The 14,608-nt window shown below is 68.8% G+C and carries 17 protein-coding genes; 6 read left to right on the top strand and 11 right to left on the bottom strand.

The window, feature by feature from the left end:
* Nucleotides 1-54: 54 nt before the first annotated feature.
* Genes BO221_RS37175 through BO221_RS37185 form a run of 3 tightly spaced genes read right to left on the bottom strand, consistent with a single transcriptional unit; the run spans nt 55 to nt 3,226 of the window.
* Entirely contained in the window at nt 55-1,302 is a 1,248-nt protein-coding gene (locus tag BO221_RS37175) for a cytochrome P450 (protein WP_073565622.1), read from the bottom strand.
* Between the two features lie 25 nt (nt 1,303-1,327).
* Nucleotides 1,328-2,542, bottom strand: coding sequence for a cytochrome P450 (locus BO221_RS37180; protein ID WP_073565623.1), 1,215 nt, complete (start codon nt 2,540-2,542; stop codon nt 1,328-1,330).
* Nucleotides 2,543-2,584: 42 nt separating this feature from the next.
* Nucleotides 2,585-3,226 (bottom strand): TetR/AcrR family transcriptional regulator, encoded by a 642-nt coding sequence (locus tag BO221_RS37185; RefSeq protein ID WP_073565624.1) that lies wholly within the window; start codon nt 3,224-3,226, stop codon nt 2,585-2,587.
* A gap of 189 nt (nt 3,227-3,415) precedes the next feature.
* Here BO221_RS37185 and BO221_RS37190 point away from each other — a divergent pair, with 189 nt between their 5' ends.
* The 3 genes from BO221_RS37190 (at nt 3,416) to BO221_RS37200 (ending at nt 5,790) form a co-directional block, all read left to right on the top strand.
* On the top strand, nt 3,416-4,192 hold the full coding sequence (locus BO221_RS37190; protein WP_073565625.1) for an N-acetylmuramoyl-L-alanine amidase: 777 nt from the start codon (nt 3,416-3,418) through the stop codon (nt 4,190-4,192).
* 132 nt (nt 4,193-4,324) lie between these two features.
* The gene (locus tag BO221_RS37195) at nt 4,325-5,272 is read left to right on the top strand and encodes a hypothetical protein (RefSeq protein ID WP_073565626.1); all 948 of its coding nucleotides are present in this window, start codon (nt 4,325-4,327) and stop codon (nt 5,270-5,272) included.
* 77 nt (nt 5,273-5,349) lie between these two features.
* On the top strand, nt 5,350-5,790 hold the full coding sequence (locus BO221_RS37200; protein WP_198956272.1) for a type III secretion system chaperone: 441 nt from the start codon (nt 5,350-5,352) through the stop codon (nt 5,788-5,790).
* A 1-nt stretch (nt 5,791) separates the two neighbouring features.
* On the opposite strand, the gene BO221_RS37205 is transcribed toward BO221_RS37200, so the two are convergent.
* Nucleotides 5,792-6,280 (bottom strand): MarR family winged helix-turn-helix transcriptional regulator, encoded by a 489-nt coding sequence (locus BO221_RS37205; protein WP_073565914.1) that lies wholly within the window; start codon nt 6,278-6,280, stop codon nt 5,792-5,794.
* A gap of 102 nt (nt 6,281-6,382) precedes the next feature.
* Here BO221_RS37205 and BO221_RS37210 point away from each other — a divergent pair, with 102 nt between their 5' ends.
* On the top strand, nt 6,383-7,252 hold the full coding sequence (locus BO221_RS37210; protein WP_073565627.1) for a hypothetical protein: 870 nt from the start codon (nt 6,383-6,385) through the stop codon (nt 7,250-7,252).
* A gap of 53 nt (nt 7,253-7,305) precedes the next feature.
* Here the strand turns inward: BO221_RS37210 and BO221_RS37215 are convergent, their stop codons facing one another.
* Both BO221_RS37215 and BO221_RS37220 read right to left on the bottom strand, forming a co-directional pair.
* Entirely contained in the window at nt 7,306-7,770 is a 465-nt protein-coding gene (locus BO221_RS37215) for a hypothetical protein (protein ID WP_073565628.1), read from the bottom strand.
* A 29-nt stretch (nt 7,771-7,799) separates the two neighbouring features.
* Complete coding sequence (locus BO221_RS37220; protein WP_073565629.1) at nt 7,800-8,246, bottom strand: hypothetical protein; 447 nt, start codon at nt 8,244-8,246, stop codon at nt 7,800-7,802.
* Nucleotides 8,247-8,385: 139 nt separating this feature from the next.
* On the opposite strand from BO221_RS37220, the gene BO221_RS37225 reads away from it, so the two are divergent.
* Nucleotides 8,386-10,014, top strand: a complete 1,629-nt coding sequence (locus BO221_RS37225) for a sigma-54-dependent Fis family transcriptional regulator (protein WP_073565630.1) — start codon at nt 8,386-8,388, stop codon at nt 10,012-10,014.
* Between the two features lie 3 nt (nt 10,015-10,017).
* Here the strand turns inward: BO221_RS37225 and BO221_RS37230 are convergent, their stop codons facing one another.
* The 4 genes from BO221_RS37230 to BO221_RS37245 all read right to left on the bottom strand — a co-directional run bounded on the left by BO221_RS37230 (nt 10,018) and on the right by BO221_RS37245 (nt 13,473).
* On the bottom strand, nt 10,018-10,869 hold the full coding sequence (locus BO221_RS37230; RefSeq protein WP_083682086.1) for a DUF3396 domain-containing protein: 852 nt from the start codon (nt 10,867-10,869) through the stop codon (nt 10,018-10,020).
* A gap of 83 nt (nt 10,870-10,952) precedes the next feature.
* Nucleotides 10,953-11,387 carry a hypothetical protein gene (locus tag BO221_RS56645; RefSeq protein ID WP_233166427.1) on the bottom strand — a complete coding sequence of 145 codons (435 nt, stop codon included), beginning with the start codon at nt 11,385-11,387 and terminating at the stop codon, nt 10,953-10,955.
* A gap of 467 nt (nt 11,388-11,854) precedes the next feature.
* Nucleotides 11,855-12,961, bottom strand: a complete 1,107-nt coding sequence (locus tag BO221_RS37240) for a glycoside hydrolase family 3 N-terminal domain-containing protein (RefSeq protein WP_073565632.1) — start codon at nt 12,959-12,961, stop codon at nt 11,855-11,857.
* Nucleotides 12,962-13,062: 101 nt separating this feature from the next.
* Nucleotides 13,063-13,473, bottom strand: a complete 411-nt coding sequence (locus BO221_RS37245; RefSeq protein WP_073565633.1) for a VOC family protein — start codon at nt 13,471-13,473, stop codon at nt 13,063-13,065.
* A gap of 80 nt (nt 13,474-13,553) precedes the next feature.
* On the opposite strand from BO221_RS37245, the gene BO221_RS37250 reads away from it, so the two are divergent.
* Nucleotides 13,554-14,255 carry a phytanoyl-CoA dioxygenase family protein gene (locus tag BO221_RS37250; protein WP_073565634.1) on the top strand — a complete coding sequence of 234 codons (702 nt, stop codon included), beginning with the start codon at nt 13,554-13,556 and terminating at the stop codon, nt 14,253-14,255.
* A 145-nt stretch (nt 14,256-14,400) separates the two neighbouring features.
* On the opposite strand, the gene BO221_RS37255 is transcribed toward BO221_RS37250, so the two are convergent.
* Nucleotides 14,401-14,604: a hypothetical protein gene (locus BO221_RS37255; protein ID WP_073565635.1), complete on the bottom strand. Its 204-nt coding sequence runs from the start codon at nt 14,602-14,604 to the stop codon at nt 14,401-14,403.
* Nucleotides 14,605-14,608 lie beyond the last annotated feature (4 nt).

The following is a 14,608-nucleotide window of genomic DNA, read 5'->3' on the forward strand; positions in this document are numbered from 1 at the left end:
GCGGGAAGAGACTCCAACGCTGTCGAGGAGCACCGCTCCAGGGTGGAAACGGGGCTAGGCGGCCTCGCGCACGGCGGCCTGGGCTCCGGACGGCGACAGGATGAGCGGCAGGGCCTTGAGTCCCCGCAGCCCGATGGAGCCACGCCAGCGCAGCTTTTCCTCGGGCACGGCGAGCTTCATGTCCGGGAAGCGCCGCACCAGGTGCTGGAGCGCGATGGTGCCCTCCAGCCGCGCCAGCGGCGCCCCCAGGCAGTAGTGCACACCCATGCCAAAGGCCACGTGGCGGTTGGGCTTGCGGGTGATGTCGAGCGTGTCCGGGTTCTCGAACACCGACTCATCCCGGTTCGCCGAGGCCAGCAGGGGCAGCACCGTGGCTCCCCGGGGAATCACGTGCCCGTCCAGGTGGATGTCCTCCCGGGCGTAGCGCGGAGAGGGCTGGTCCACGGGGTTGCCGTAGCGCAGCAGTTCCTCGACCGCGGAGCCGATCAGCTCGGGATTGTCGCGCAGCTTCTGGAGCTGCTCCGGGTGCTGCAGGAGCGCCAGCGTCCCATTGCCGATCAGGTTGACCGTGGTTTCATGCCCCGCCAGCAGCAGCAGGAAGATCATGGAGATGAGCTCGTCCTCGTTGAGACGGTCTCCTTGCTCCTCCGCCTGCACGAGCGCGGTGAGCAGATCATCCCGGGGCTGCGTCTGACGCAGGCGGATGAGCTTGCGGAAGAAGCGCATCATGTTGATGGCGTTGGGGGTCTGGAGCAGGAACCCCGAGGGGGTGGCGAGATTGTCCAGCAGGCCGCCCATCTGCCGGTGGAACGTCTGCCGATCCTCTTCGGGAACGCCCATCATCTCCGAGATGACCGTCAGGGGCAGGGGGAGCGCGAAGTCGGCGAGCAGGTCGACGGTCTGCTTCTTCTGGGCCGCGTCGAGCAGCTCGCCGACAATCTTCTCCACCGCCTGCTTCATCTCCTCGACCCGCCGGGGGGTGAAGCCCTTGTGCACCAGATCTCGCAGGCGGCGGTGATCCGGCGCGTCTTTGGAGAGCATGTTGTTCTGGAGGATCCGGAACAGCTTGGGCACCCACCAGCGGTCCATGGGATCCTTGCCCTCCACGGCGTTGCGGCGGTCGTTGGCGAGCCGTGGGTCCGTGAAGGAGCTCAGGATGTCGTTGTAGCGCGTGAGGTAGTAGGTCTTGCCGAAGATGGGGTGCTTGTAGAGAACGACCGGTGACTCCTTCCTCAAGCGGGCATAGGTGGGGTACGGGTTGGCCCGGATCTCCGGGGTCTTGAGGTTGATTTCAGGGGTCATCGGTCGTCTCCCGGGAGTGGGTTCCTCAGTTCTTGCGCAGCCAGAGCGAGCGGGGGCCGCGCAGGAAGAACGAGCCACCGTAGTCGATGCGCTCGGGCTGGCGCGAGGCGAAGCCCAGCCGCGGGGCGCGCTCCATCAGCTCCTTGAGCGCCACGGGGGCCTCCAGCCGCGTCAGCGGAGCACCCAGGCAGAAGTGGATGCCGTGGCCGAACGACATCAGGCCGTTCGTCTCTCGCTCGGGGTCGAAGCGCTCCGGGTTGGAGAACTTGCGCGGGTCGCGGTTGGCGGACGCCAGCATCGCCATCACCGTGGAGCCCGCGGGCACCTTCCCGCCGCTCAGCTCCACGTCCTGCGTGGTGCGGCGCATCAGCCCCAGCACGGGCGAGTCGTAGCGCAGCGTCTCCTCGGCCACCCGGGCGCAGGCCTCGCGCGTGGGGTTGCGCCGCAGCCAGTCGTACTGCTCCGGGTGGCGGATGAGCGCGAGCAGGCTGTTGCCGAGCAGGTTCGTGGTCGTCTCGTTGCCGGCGATGAGCAGGATGATGGCGAAGGAGTTCACCTCCTGGGGCGTCAGGGGCTCGGCGCCCTCGCCGCCCTGGACGAGCAGGGAGATGAGGTCCCCCGTGGGCTCGCGGCGGCGCTTCTCGGCGATCTCCGCCATGTAGTCGCGCATCTCAGTGGCGTTGCGGATGACCTCCTCCGAGGGCTTGCCGTCGCGCAGGGTCTGCGGGCCGGAGCTGATGAGCGAGTCGCTCCAGCGCTTGAAGTCGCGGCGCCGGGAGACCTCGATGCCGAGCATCTCCGAGATGACGGTGACGGGCAGGGGCGAGGCCAGCCCGTCCATGAAGTCGAACTCCTCGCGGGCGGTCATCTCCGCGATGAACCCCTTGGACAACTCGAACACGCGGGGCTCCATTTCGGAGATGCGCCTGGGGATGAAGGCGCGGCTGACCACGCCCCTCAACCGCGTATGGATGGGCGGATCCGAGTTGACCAGGTTGGACACCGAGCCATCCAGGGGGGAGGTGTCCTTGGCCAGCTTGCCGTTGACACGGATGTCCACGGAGGAGAACAGGGCGGGGTTCTTCAGGACGTACGTCACGTCCTCGTAGCGGCTGACGACGTGGGCCTGGAGGCTCTGGAGCCAGAAGAGGGGCGCCTTCTCACGCAGCTCGACGAAGTAGGGGTACGGGTTGTTGATGACCTCGGGGTTGAGGACGTCGAACTTGTCCAACAGGCTCATGGTGTGGCTCCTTGGTGGGAACGACGGGGTCGACAGGGGGGCTCAGCGCGGGGCGGCGCCTTCGAGGAAGCACCGCAGCAGCGGAGCGAGCAGCTCGTCGGCGGGCACGGGCTGCTTCGCGAGGAGCTGGCGCACGACGAGGCCGTGCAACATGTCCAGCAACAGCGCGGGGTAGTGGGGGGCATCCTCGGGCCGCAGGGCGCCTTCCTGGATGCCTTGTTCGCCGAGGTGCTCGAGACGGAGGGCGACCTCGCGCCACCTCGTCAGATGGCGATCCAGCTCCTCCTCGCGGGAGGCGTCGCGCCGCACCGAGTCCTCCAGCAGCAGGGAGAACAGCCGGAAGTGTGTCTGGGAGTACTCGAGGATGCAGCGCAGGAAACCGTGCAGCCGCGCGCGGTAGGGGCTCTGAAGGCCGCGCTCCAGCTCCGCGTCGAGCAGGGCCAGCAGCTCGCGCCCGCGCATCTCCCGCAGGGCCGCCAGGAGCTGCTGCCGATCCTCGAAGTAGTTGTAGAGCGTCCCCACGGAGACGCCCACGCGCGCGGCGATGTCGTCCATGCGCGCGGCCTGTCCCTTCTCGTCCAGCACCTGCTCGGCGGCGTCGAGGATGGCGGCCCGCGCCTCCTCCTTCATCCGCATCCGCATGGACTGGGGTTTGGTGCGTGGGGTGGCTGAGCGCGGGTTCATGAAGTTGAACCAATATATAAAATCCGGAAAATCACGTTCAAGCAGAACAGGCAGGAGAGCAGGCAAGGCCCCCTCCGGACGTCCGGGAGGCAACAGTCCTTCCCTCCGTGGCGGGGGGATGTTGGCTACCGGAGGCTCGGCTCGGCCCCGAGGCGCGGCGGGGTCAGGGCAGGGGCGATAATCCTGGGTATGGCCACGTCGAATGCCTCCGCTCTGGGCGCTTCTGGCAGCGCCTCTTCCTCCTCACCGCTCCCCGAGGGCCCGCTGTCCGAGGGCAGCAAGGGCCCGGACGTGCAGCGGCTCCAGGCCGTGTTGATCCAGCTCGGGTACCTGAGCGGCAAGGCGGACGGGGACTTCGGGCCGAAGACGAAGCAGGCCCTCACGCGCTTCCAGCGGGACTGGCGGCTCACCCAGGACGGCGGGTACGGGCCCCGGACGCGCGCCGCGCTCCTCAAGGCGCTGGTGCCCGTGAAGAAGCCGCCCGTGGTGTCCAAGCCCTCGCGGAACCAGGCGTCCCGCGGGGGCGTGGCCATCGACGCCATCGTCCTGCACCACACCGGCACCAACAGCGCGCGGGTGGATCTGGCCACGCTGCGCTGGGTGCGCGGCAACAACCGGGTGAGCTCGCACTACCTGGTGGGCCCCGATGGCACCGTCTACCAGCTCGTGCCGGACAGCATGACGGCGTGGCACGCGGGCCGTTCCTCGCTGCACGGCGACACCGAGCCCAGCGTCAACGCGCGTTCCATCGGCATTGAAATCACCAACGACGGCACCGGCCAGACGCCCTTCACCGAGGCGCAGTACCGGGCGCTGGAGCAGCTCGTGCCGTACCTGGCCCGGCGGTATTGGGTGCCGAAGGAGAACATCCTCGGGCACCGGGACGTGGCCCCGGGCCGCAAGACGGACCCGGCCGACAACTTCGACTGGGCCCGCGTCCGCCGCGCCGTCGACGCGGCTGTTTGACGCGGGGCGTCAGGGTCCCGGAGCCGTATTCGGGGTGTGGGAGACCGCACGAGGGGTGGGGACGCAACTTCCGCGTCCTGATCGCGATAATCCCTCAACGGATTTCCCCGAGCCCTACCGCTGGAGCCCCCCATGAGCATCATCGACCGCGGCCGTAACCTCATCAACACCGTGCGCACTGGCGCGCAGAACGCCGTCGAGAAGACGCAGCAGGTGGCGAACACGGTGACCAACAAGGTGGCCGATGGCGCTCAGCGCGTGGGCCAGTTCGTCGACGGCTTCGAGGACAAGGCCACGAGCAAGGCCCGTGAGCTGAACAACCAGTTCTTCGGCGGCTCGAAGCCGGACCGCGCGTTCGACGGGCACCTGGTGGGCGCGGGCGGCCAGACGTTCCCGCCCGGCACCGCGCTGAGCGACGTCCCGGGCGTCACCCCGCGCAACAACCCGAACCCCACCGAGACGTTCATCTACGTCAACGGCATCGCCAACACGAAGGACCAGCAGTTCAACAGCATGCAGGCGATCGCCGACCGGACCGGAGCCAAGGTCGTCGGCATCCACAACTCCACCGAGGGCATGGTGGCGGACCTCGCCCAGTGCGTGAAGGACAAGCTGGACAAGGGCCACAACCCGGCCGTGGACTCCATGGCGGACACCGTCTACTCGGAGCTGAAGGCGGGGCGGGATGTGCACCTGTTCGCCCACAGCCAGGGAGCCCTGGTGACGAGCCGCGCCCTCAATGACGTGGCCAACCGGCTGCGCATCGAAGATGGGATGTCCAAGGCGGACGTGGAGAAGCTGCTGAGCAAGGTGAATGTGGAGACCTTCGGCGGCGCCGCGGCGAACTTCCCGGATGGCCCCCAGTACGTGCACTACGTCAACAACAAGGACCTCGTCCCCACGTGGTTCGGCCAGGGCAACGGCTCGGGCGTGGACGAGTGGGCGCGCAACGGCGGCAAGGGCGCGGTCATCCACCGCTTCGAGCACGGCTCGGGCCTCAATGGCGCGCACGGGCTGGGTGATGCGTACCTGCCGCAGCGTGTGCCGTTCGACCAGGCTCGCGCCGGCCAGTTCAACTGACGGAGCCGCGCGCCATGCTGCAGTGGATTCTGTCCGCGGTGGGAATGGCCCCGCCTCCGCCTCCGAGCGGGGGCGTGATGACGCGCGAGCTGGCGCGGGAGCTGTTGCGCTGGTACGCGCGCTCGCAGGGGGCGGTGCTGAGCGAGGGCCTCAACGCGCAGGGCTTCGGTGGCATCACCGTGGGCCCGGCGCAGGTGTACTTCGAGTACCACGAGGACACGAAGACGCTGGAGTGCAGTGCGCTCGTCTACCGCTTCAAGGAGCCGCCCAAGCCGGGCGTGCTGGAGGGCTTCCAGGCGGAGGCCCGTGAGGGCACGGACACCGGTGGCGGTACCGTGGACTACGAGCGGGAGAACCGGGGCCTCTTCCTGAGCCGCGACTACACGCAGGTGCCGGACGGCAACGCCTTCGCCAAGGACATGAAGCGGCTGGCGAAGGCGAGCGTCGTCTGGGGTGACGAGGTGCTGGACCGGGTGGCCTCGCGCGTCTTCCACCCCGAGGAGCTGGAGAAGCGCTGAGTCACGCCGCGGTGCGGCTGTCGTCTCTCGAGGTGCGGGCCAGGGCCAGGGCCTGCACCCAGCGCTCCAGCGCGTCCAGCAACACGCTGCGATCCTCCCCCTCCATGGGGAGGAGCAGCCGGGCCAGACGCTCCTGCACCACGGCGTCGGCCTCGTCGGCCACCGCGCCACCCCTGGCGGTGAGCCGCACCGCCACCTGCCGCTTGTCCGCGCGCATGCCCCGATGCCGCGTGATGAGCTCCAGCTCCTCCAGCCGGTCCAGCAGGCGCGTCATGGGCGGCATCGCCATGCCCATGCGCTCGGCCAGTCCGTTGACGGAGAGGAGGCTCTCGGCCCGCAGCCACCAGAGCGCCTGCATCTGCCGGGGCTCGAGCTCCGCGTGGGGAAGCTCGTCCAGCGGGTTGGCGAAGGCCCCCTGCCGGGCCATGTCGACGAAGAGATTCCTCAACCGCGCGACCACCACGCGCACCTCGGACGTCAGCTCCGGCATGGACATGTCTCCTGTCCCCCTCCGGCCCATAGGGGGTTGCGGCGGTAACGCGCGGGAAGCCAGGGCATATCGGTGCTTGGGGCGGCTAGGCTGCTGGCCCCTATGAATACCTTCTCTCTCGTCGTTCTCGTGGTGGTGGCGCTCGCGGATGGGAGCCAGGCTCCGGAGTCTCGGGCGCAGGCCCCGGCGGCGGCCCAGGGCGCCAAGGCCCCGGCCTCCTTGCCGGAGCCGCGTTGGCAGGGGCTGCCCGGGTGGCTGGGCTTCGCCACGGTGAAGCCCGAGGTGGAGGAGAGCCGGGCGTACTGGACGCCCAGGCACCCGAAGGCCCAGGTGGTGCTCTTCACGGATATGTGGAAGTCCGTACCCGAGGGCACGAAGGTGCGGCTCGTCTCCTCGGCCGGGCCGAGCGAGGGCACCTACGTGGGCACCTCGGATGAATCCTACGGGTGTGACGGGAACACGGCCACCTTCGCCGGCTTCTCCTCCTCGAAGCCGCTGCCCGAGGGCCCCGTGTGGGTGCTCCCGCCCGGAGACACCGAGGGGCTCGAGTCCCTGCCGGTGAAGGAGGTCCCGGCGAATTCACTGGGCGCCCCGCTGCCGAAGGGCAAGAAGGCGGCGAGCAAGGATCTCCGGGCCTACGAGGCCGGGGGGCTCGGCTTCCTGCTGACGAAGACGGCTAAGCTGCGCGGGCAGCTCACCGTGCTGCTCGGGGGCAAGAAGGTGGGGACGGACCCCATGTCCAAGGGGGAGATGGAGGGCAGTGAGCGGTCGCCGCTGAACCTCTACGACAAGGACGAGGTGGGCGTGCCTCGCCCGGAAGCGGCCCTCCAGCTGGGCAAGGAGGGGCCGGTGGTGGTGGTGCTCGGCACCCGGCGCTACGAGGGGCACATCTTCACGGTGGCCGTGCGGCGCGGCGACAAGGCGGAGCTGCTCAACCAGGACTCCGAGGCCCCGTACTTCTGCGCCTTCTGAGAGGGCGGGGGCATGTGAGGCGGGGCCGCGGGGTGTGACTCCGGAGGGTCTGACTAGGGGCCGGGCTTCCGGGCGGCCTCGAGCCCCGGGAAGTCGGGCGCCGCGCGCTGGAGGGCCTCCTCGAAGGGCCGCGGTTCGAGGTAGACGCGGATGAGCTCGCCGGTGCGGGAGAAGAACTTCACCACCTCGGCGGTGAAGTGCATGAACTTGCTGCGGGTGAGGATGCTCACGCTCTTGAGGGCCGGACGGTGCGTGTTGAACCACGCGGTCCACGCCTCCTGGACGGGCAGGTTGGCGCCGGTGATCTCATCCATCTCGATGAACAGCTCGATGGGGCTGTAGCGGCTGAGGTCCTCGCGCAGCTCGTCCATGGGGGCGGTGCCGAACTCGCCCTTGTCGGTCCCCACGATGCGCATGAACACCACGCCCGGGCGCGGCCTCAGGTAGGTGAAGCTGCACCGCTCGCTCGACAGCCGCACCGTGCCGCACGCCAACGTCTCTCGCCGGATTGCGCTCATACAGCCTCCTGCTCCACCGGTGGGGATGCTCACTTGTTTCGCTCGAGCCGCGCATGGGGCGCCGCGCGTTGGATCGCCTCGTGGAAGGGCTCCGGGTCGAGGTAGACGCGGATGAGCTCGCCGGTGCGGGAGAAGAGTTTCGCGATCTCGACGCTGACGTGCATGTATTTGCTGCGCGTGAGAATGCTGACGCTCTTGAGTGCCGGGCGCCAGGTGCTGAACCACTCGGTCCACGCCTCCTGTACGGGCAGGTTGGCCCCTGTGCTTTCATCCATCTCGAAGAACAGCTCGACGGGCGCGTAGCGGCTGAGGTCCTCGCGCAGTTCGTCCCGGGGCGCGTCGCCGAACTCGCCCTTGTCGTCCCCGACGAGGCGGATGAACACCACGCCCGGGCGCAGCCGCCGGTAGGTATAGCTGCACCGCTCGCTCGACAGCCGGACCGAGCCCTCCTCCAGCGTCTCCCGTTTGAATGACATCGCGTCCTCCTGGCGTCAGGGGAACACAGCAAACCCCGGGCCATTGCAGGGGGCCAGGAGTTCCGCTGGGTTGGAAGAGATGGGGCTGGACGTACCGGTCGGAACGAATGACCCTTCTTCCAAAATGAAAGGGCCGCCCATGCGAGCCAGGGACCTGCGCATCGAGACGTTGTTGGAGGTGGACCCACGGGAGGGCGTGCGCTTCGCGGGCGAGCGGGCGCTCATTCTGGACGCGGTGGCGATGGGGATGCTGCGCAAGCAGCTGGTGGAGATGCTGGGGCTCGCGGGAGCGAGGGCGGTGCTGACGCGCTTCGGCTTCGCCCACGGCTGGCGCATGGCGGAGGCGCTGCGCACCGGCTACCGGTGGAGCAGCGAGGCCGAGTGGCAGATGGCGGGGGGACTCCTCCACACGCTGCAGGGGCTCATTCGTATCCGGCCGGGGGAAGACAATCCGCTGGCGCCCCGGGGAGCCACGGTCGAGTACTCGTACGAAGCGGAGCAGCACCTGCTGCACCTGGGAAGGGCGGAGGCGCCCTCGTGCTGGACGCAGTGTGGCTTCGCCAGTGGATACATGAGCCGGGCGGCGGGCCGGCCCATCTACGTGCTGGAGGACCGGTGCGTGGCGAGGGGGGATGCGGCCTGCCACTTCGCGGGCCGGACGCTGGAGGAGTGGGGGAGCCAGCTGGAGGAGCACCTGCCGTACTTCCAGGGCGAGGTGCTGGACGCGTCGCTGCACCAGGTGGCGAGCGCGCTCAAACGCACGGAGCGCAAGCTGCGCGAGCGGGCGAGGGCGCTGGAGCAGGTGGTGGGCGAGCCGGAGGGGCCGGGAGGGCTGGTGGCGCGCAGCCCGGGGATGAGGCGGGTGGTGGACCTGGCCCAGCGGGTGGCGAGGAGCGAGGCGACGGTGCTCATCATCGGGGAGAGCGGCACGGGGAAGGAGCGCGTGGCGAGGCTGGTGCACGAGGAGTCGGCGCGAGCGGGAGGGCCGCTGGTGGCCATCAGTTGCGCGGCGCTCACCGAGTCGCTGTTGGAGGCGGAGCTGTTCGGCCATGCGCGAGGGGCCTTCACGGGGGCGACGCACGAGCGGGTGGGGCTGCTGGAGGCGGCGGCGGGCGGGACGCTCTTCCTGGATGAGATGGGGGAGATGCCGCCAGGCATGCAGGCGAAGCTGCTGCGGGCGTTGCAGGAGCGCGAGGTGAGGCGGGTGGGAGAGAACACGAACCGGCCCATCGACGTGCGGGTGGTGGCGGCGACGAACCGGCCGCTGGCCGAGGAGGTGGCGGCGGGCCGCTTCCGCAAGGATTTGTACTACCGGTTGCGCGTGGTGGAACTGACGGTGCCGCCACTGCGGGAGCGGCGTGAGGACATCCTGCCGCTGGCGCGGGTGTTCCTGGTGGACGCGGCGAGACAGCTGGGGCGAGCGGCACCGGGGTTGGAGGCGGAAGTGGCGGATCAACTCCAGCGCTACGACTGGCCGGGAAACGTGCGCGAGCTGCGCAACGCGATGGAGCGGGTGGTGGCGCTCTCGCGGGGGACGCGGGTGGAACTGGAGGACCTGCCGGAGGACGTGCGTGCGGCATTGCCGGTACCGGCGCTGACGGGAGAGGTGCGCACGCTGGAGGCGGTGGAGCGCGAGTACATCCTCGCGGTGCTGGCGCACAACGGAGGCAACCGGACGCGCACCGCGCAGGAACTGGGCATCGGCGCGACCACGCTGTACCGCAAGCTCAAGAGCTACGAGCGGGAGATGCGCCGCCGGAAACGGTGAGGCTCAGGGACAGAAGCGGCGGATCCACCGGCGCATGTCCTCCAGTCCTTCCTTGTCGTCGTGGAAGAACCAGCCGGAGACCTCCTGCTCGTACATGAACGGCTCGAGCAGTCGGGCGAGGGCGGGGTACTGGGGTGGAACGGGCTCCTGCTCGGTGTCGATGGCGTCGGGCCATTCGCTGAGGGAGAGCAGTGCACGCGCGCCATCCAGGAACTGGAAGGACATCTCTGGGAAGGGAAGCCGCTGCCGCAGACTCTCGAGCCCGCCGAACTGGCCGAGCAGGGGTTGACCGAGGAAGGTGAGCCAATAGACGCCGCGGGCTCGGGTGCCGAGGCGCCGGCTGGTCTCCTCAAGGTCGTAGACATCCAATCCCGGGTAGCGGTCTCGTAGTGCTCGAACCGCGCCGCGAGCTGCGTACCACCAATAGTTGGGCGCGACGAGAACGGGGCTGGCGTAGCCGAAGCTGAAGGGCAGCTCGCGAGCGAGCTCGAGAGCGAGGGCGCGAATGCGGGCGGGGCCGTGCTCCATCAGGTACCCCGTGGGAAGGGTAAAGCTCACGGCGCTGGTGGAGTACTCGTCGCGGGCGAATATGGGCGCATCGAGCCGGCGGCCGTAATACTCGAAGTTGTAGCTGCCCACCTGATCGATGTGCTCCCGCAGATAGACGCTGCGAGAGACTGGACAGGGGCGTTCGAGCATGTCCTGACGGATGTCTTCCCAGCCCTCATCATCGAGAGGCAGGAGTCCCCCTTCGCAAGCGACGTACCCGCTCAAAGCCCCAGGAGGAATGGCATCGAGATACGTCTGCAGGGCCCTCCAAACAAGGGGGGCAACCTCCTGGTGGGAGCGGCGCATGAAGAAGCTGAGAATGAGGCCGTCACGAGCCACCAGGAACCCATTGTTCGCTCGCACCCGGATATGGGGAATGTGCTCCTTCATCAAAAGAACCCTCTAGGTGTGAGCATGAAGGCCTTGCCATCTAGCGCCTGTTGATAGACCTGCCCTTGGGTCAATCCGTCATAAGCACTATTCCTGCCATACGAGCGCCACGTCGGATCATTGGAAGAAGGGCAAGGAAACTTGAGGTCGATGATGAGCGCGGCCCCGAGGAGATTGTAGTCCGAATGGAGGACGATATCGGGCTTGATGGTGCCCCGAAGCTTGTGGGTACAACCCTCCTCGATGAATTGCTGCTCCTGCTTGCGGCTGATGGTTTCGAGAATGTGGCTGTGCCGATAGTAGCGGTAGCGCTGCTCGATGCTGAAGGGGGGCGGGCCAGAGCCGGGTGAGGACGTCACGAGCGCAGGCGAGGGCGAGGTCGTGCTTCTTCCTGCCCAGGAGCATGGCGCGGGTGATGGGTTCTCCGCAGCCATCCACCTCCAACTCCTCGCCACACTCTTCCTTCGTGGGAGGCCGGTTGCCGAAGTGATCGGAGTTGACCCGATGCTCGGCCATCCGGGCGCACTCCGCGAGGCTCTCCTGTAGTTCGTCCACCTTGTCCCGGTTGTGGTGGTACACAGCCAGGACCACCGGTGTGGCCAGTGCGAGCGTGGAGCCGACGGCCAGGGTGGTGGTGGAGACCGCAGTGCCAGTGCCTCGCGCAAGGCCCGCGTAGCGCGCGCGGGCGACGGTCTCCGTGTCGAGCCGCAAGTCCCCGCGAGTTGCAGGGCCAGGATGCCCGGGGCTGGTGGCGCAGGCGCCGAGCAGGACGCTGGTCAGCAGCAGACGCGCGAGCCGCCAACGGGCGTTCTGGTGAGGCGCTACCGGGTTCGGATTCAGTGCCATGGGCACGGGCACTTCAGTCCGAACCCCCATCGCGCTCAAGAATCCGGAGTGCTCGCTACATCCCGTCCAGCAGGCCCATCCGGTCCTTGATGCGCAGCACCCGCCGCACCGCCGCGTCCAGCTGCTCGGTGACTTTCGGGTCCGACCCGGCCAGCTTCGTCAGGATGCCGAAGTAGTCCAGCCCGCCCGACCAGTCCGGCGGCTCGGTGGTGAGGATGAGATCATTGCCCGCGAGGAAGGCCCGGCGCACCACCTCTTCACGCTCGGCGCCGATGCGCTCGGCGAGCGCGCGGATGGCCACGTCGTCGGTGACGGAAATCCACCCGTTCTCGTGCGCCATGGACACGAGCGCGGGCTCGAGGATTGCGGGCCCCGAGCCGAGCTTCGCGTACACGACGTTCGACAGCATCACTCCGCCCAGGTACTTGTCCGCGGCACGGAACGCCGCGGCCTCCAGGCGCACGCGGTCCTCGTCCCAGTCAGCGACGGCCTGTTCGTGATCCGAGTCCGCGTCGATGTCCCCATACCCCGGGAAGTGCTTGCCGATGGAGACGACGCCGGCCTTCGCCAGGCCGCGCGCGAAGGCAGTGGCCTTCTGCTTCACCACCTCGGGGTCACCAGAGAACGCGCGGCCGTTGCGGAACATGTGGCCCTTGGGCGCCACGTCGAACACGGGCGCGAGGTTCATGTTGAGCCCCACCTCGCGCATCGCCTTGCCGACGCGCACGCCCCACGCCTCGACCTCGGCGTCCGCCATCGTGGCCATGTCCCGGGCCAGCGGGAGCTCCTTGAGCGCCGGGTGCGCCTTGAGCCGGTTGAAGCCACCGCCCTCGATGTCCACCGCGAAGAAGGGAGGAACCTTCGCGCGCGCGCCGGACGAGCGGATGCGCTCCTTGGCCGCGTCGAGCTTGCGGAGCGTACCGCCCACGAAGAGCACTCCGCCCACCTCCACGGGGTTCTCCTTGCCGATCTGCGGGTAGGCGAGGAGCAGCTGCCCCACCTTCTCGCGCGGGGACAGGGATTGGAGGATGCGCTCCACTCGCGCCTCATCGGGGACGCGGGCGTGGAAGGCCTTGGGCTTGCTGGCCGGAGGGGCCGCACCGGCGGCGGTGGACAGCACGAGCGTCAGGACGATGAACGATGAACGAAGCACGGCTCGCATGGCGGCACAGTCTTCCACGGAGAGGGCTCTCTGGCCCGAAAGGATTCAATGGCACCCGACGGCACGTCAGTCCGCGAGCAGAGCGGGCGGGCGGGCGTGGCTCAGGCGCCGACGATTTCGTCGTAGCCGCGGCCCCGGAACTCGAGCAGGCAGAAGCCATTGCCGAAGGGGTCGGCCATGTTGGCCATGCGTCCCCACTTCTGCTCCTGGATGTCGCGCTCGAGCGTGGCGCCGGCGGCCCGGGCGCGCTGGACGACGGCATCGAGGTCAGTGACGGTGAAGTCGAGGTGGACGGGGGTCCAGTGCCGGCGGTAGTCGCGCACGGTGGAGGCCCCGGGACTGGACGGGCTCCCCGCCGGCCGGGCGAGCAGGTCGATGGGGGAGGTGGCCCCGAGCAGCTCGGCCCAATCGGAGCCCAGCCGGCGCCCGGGCTTCAACCCGAGCGTCTGGGTGTAGAACGCGATGGCCTTGTCCAGGTCCTCGACATCGATACAGGCGCGCAGCTCGAGCATGGTCGTCGGTGGCTCCAGGTTTGGGGCGGGGTAGCCTGCCAGGACACTCCATCCGTTGGCACGGGCAATCGGGAGCAGGTATGCGCGGAGAGTTGACTGAACGCATCGAGCGGGAGGGATTCGCCGTCCTCCCCGCGGCCGTTCCCCTTGCTGCACTCGACACACTGCTCTCTGCGCTCGCCGCTCTTCCCCAGGGCACGGAGCCCCGGCGGCGCGGCGGCACGCGCGACCTCTTCGAGTCCGTGCCCGAGGTGCGCGAGCTCGCCCGCGCGGGAGCGATGCGCGAGGCGGCCGAGGCCGTGCTGGGTCCCGGCTGCTTCGCCGTCCGTGCCCTGCTCTTCGACAAGACACCGGATGCCAATTGGAAGGTCATCTGGCACCAGGACCTCACCATCGCCGTGCGCGAGCGCCGTGCTGTCGAGGGCTTCGGCCCCTGGTCCGAGAAGGCCGGCATTCTCCACGTGCAGCCGCCCGTTGCACTCCTGGAGCGGATGGTGGCGGTGCGCCTGCACCTCGACGACTGTGGCGCGGAGAACGGCCCGGTGCGCGTGCTGCCGGGCTCTCATCGCGTGGGACGGCTCGGCCCCGAGGACATCGCCTCGTGGCGGGAGCGCACACCGGCCGTCGAATGCCTCGTGCCTCGTGGCGGGTTGCTGGTGATGCGGCCGTTGCTCCTGCATGCCTCCTCTCCGGCCATCGTTCCGGCGCATCGCCGGGTGCTGCACATGGAATATGCGGTGGATTCACTGCCGGACGGGCTGGAGTGGCACGAGCGCTGGTGACCTTGGCGGCCACGCCCAGGCCTTGCCGTGGACCGAGGCCTCATCGACGCCACGCTGATCGCCCGCTCCCCGGGCACCGTGGGCGCCGAGAGCGCGAAGTTCTCCGCGTCCCCTTGAAGGGTCCTCGGGCCGCGCCGTTTCACGCTCACAACGCGCCGCCGCGGCGCAGCTCGCGCACCACGGCAATCACATACAGTGTGAGGGACACCGTGAGCAGCAGGCTCCCGAGCATGTAGAAGCCCACGAAGCTCGCACGGATGCCGAAGAGGATGGGCAGCATCATCAGCAGGCCCACCAGCGTGAGGAGGACGGCGGCTCGAATCAGCGTGTCGGACGAGGGCGCGTTCATGGGA

The organism is Archangium sp. Cb G35 (assembly GCF_001896145.1).
Classification (GTDB): domain Bacteria; phylum Myxococcota; class Myxococcia; order Myxococcales; family Myxococcaceae; genus Archangium; species Archangium violaceum.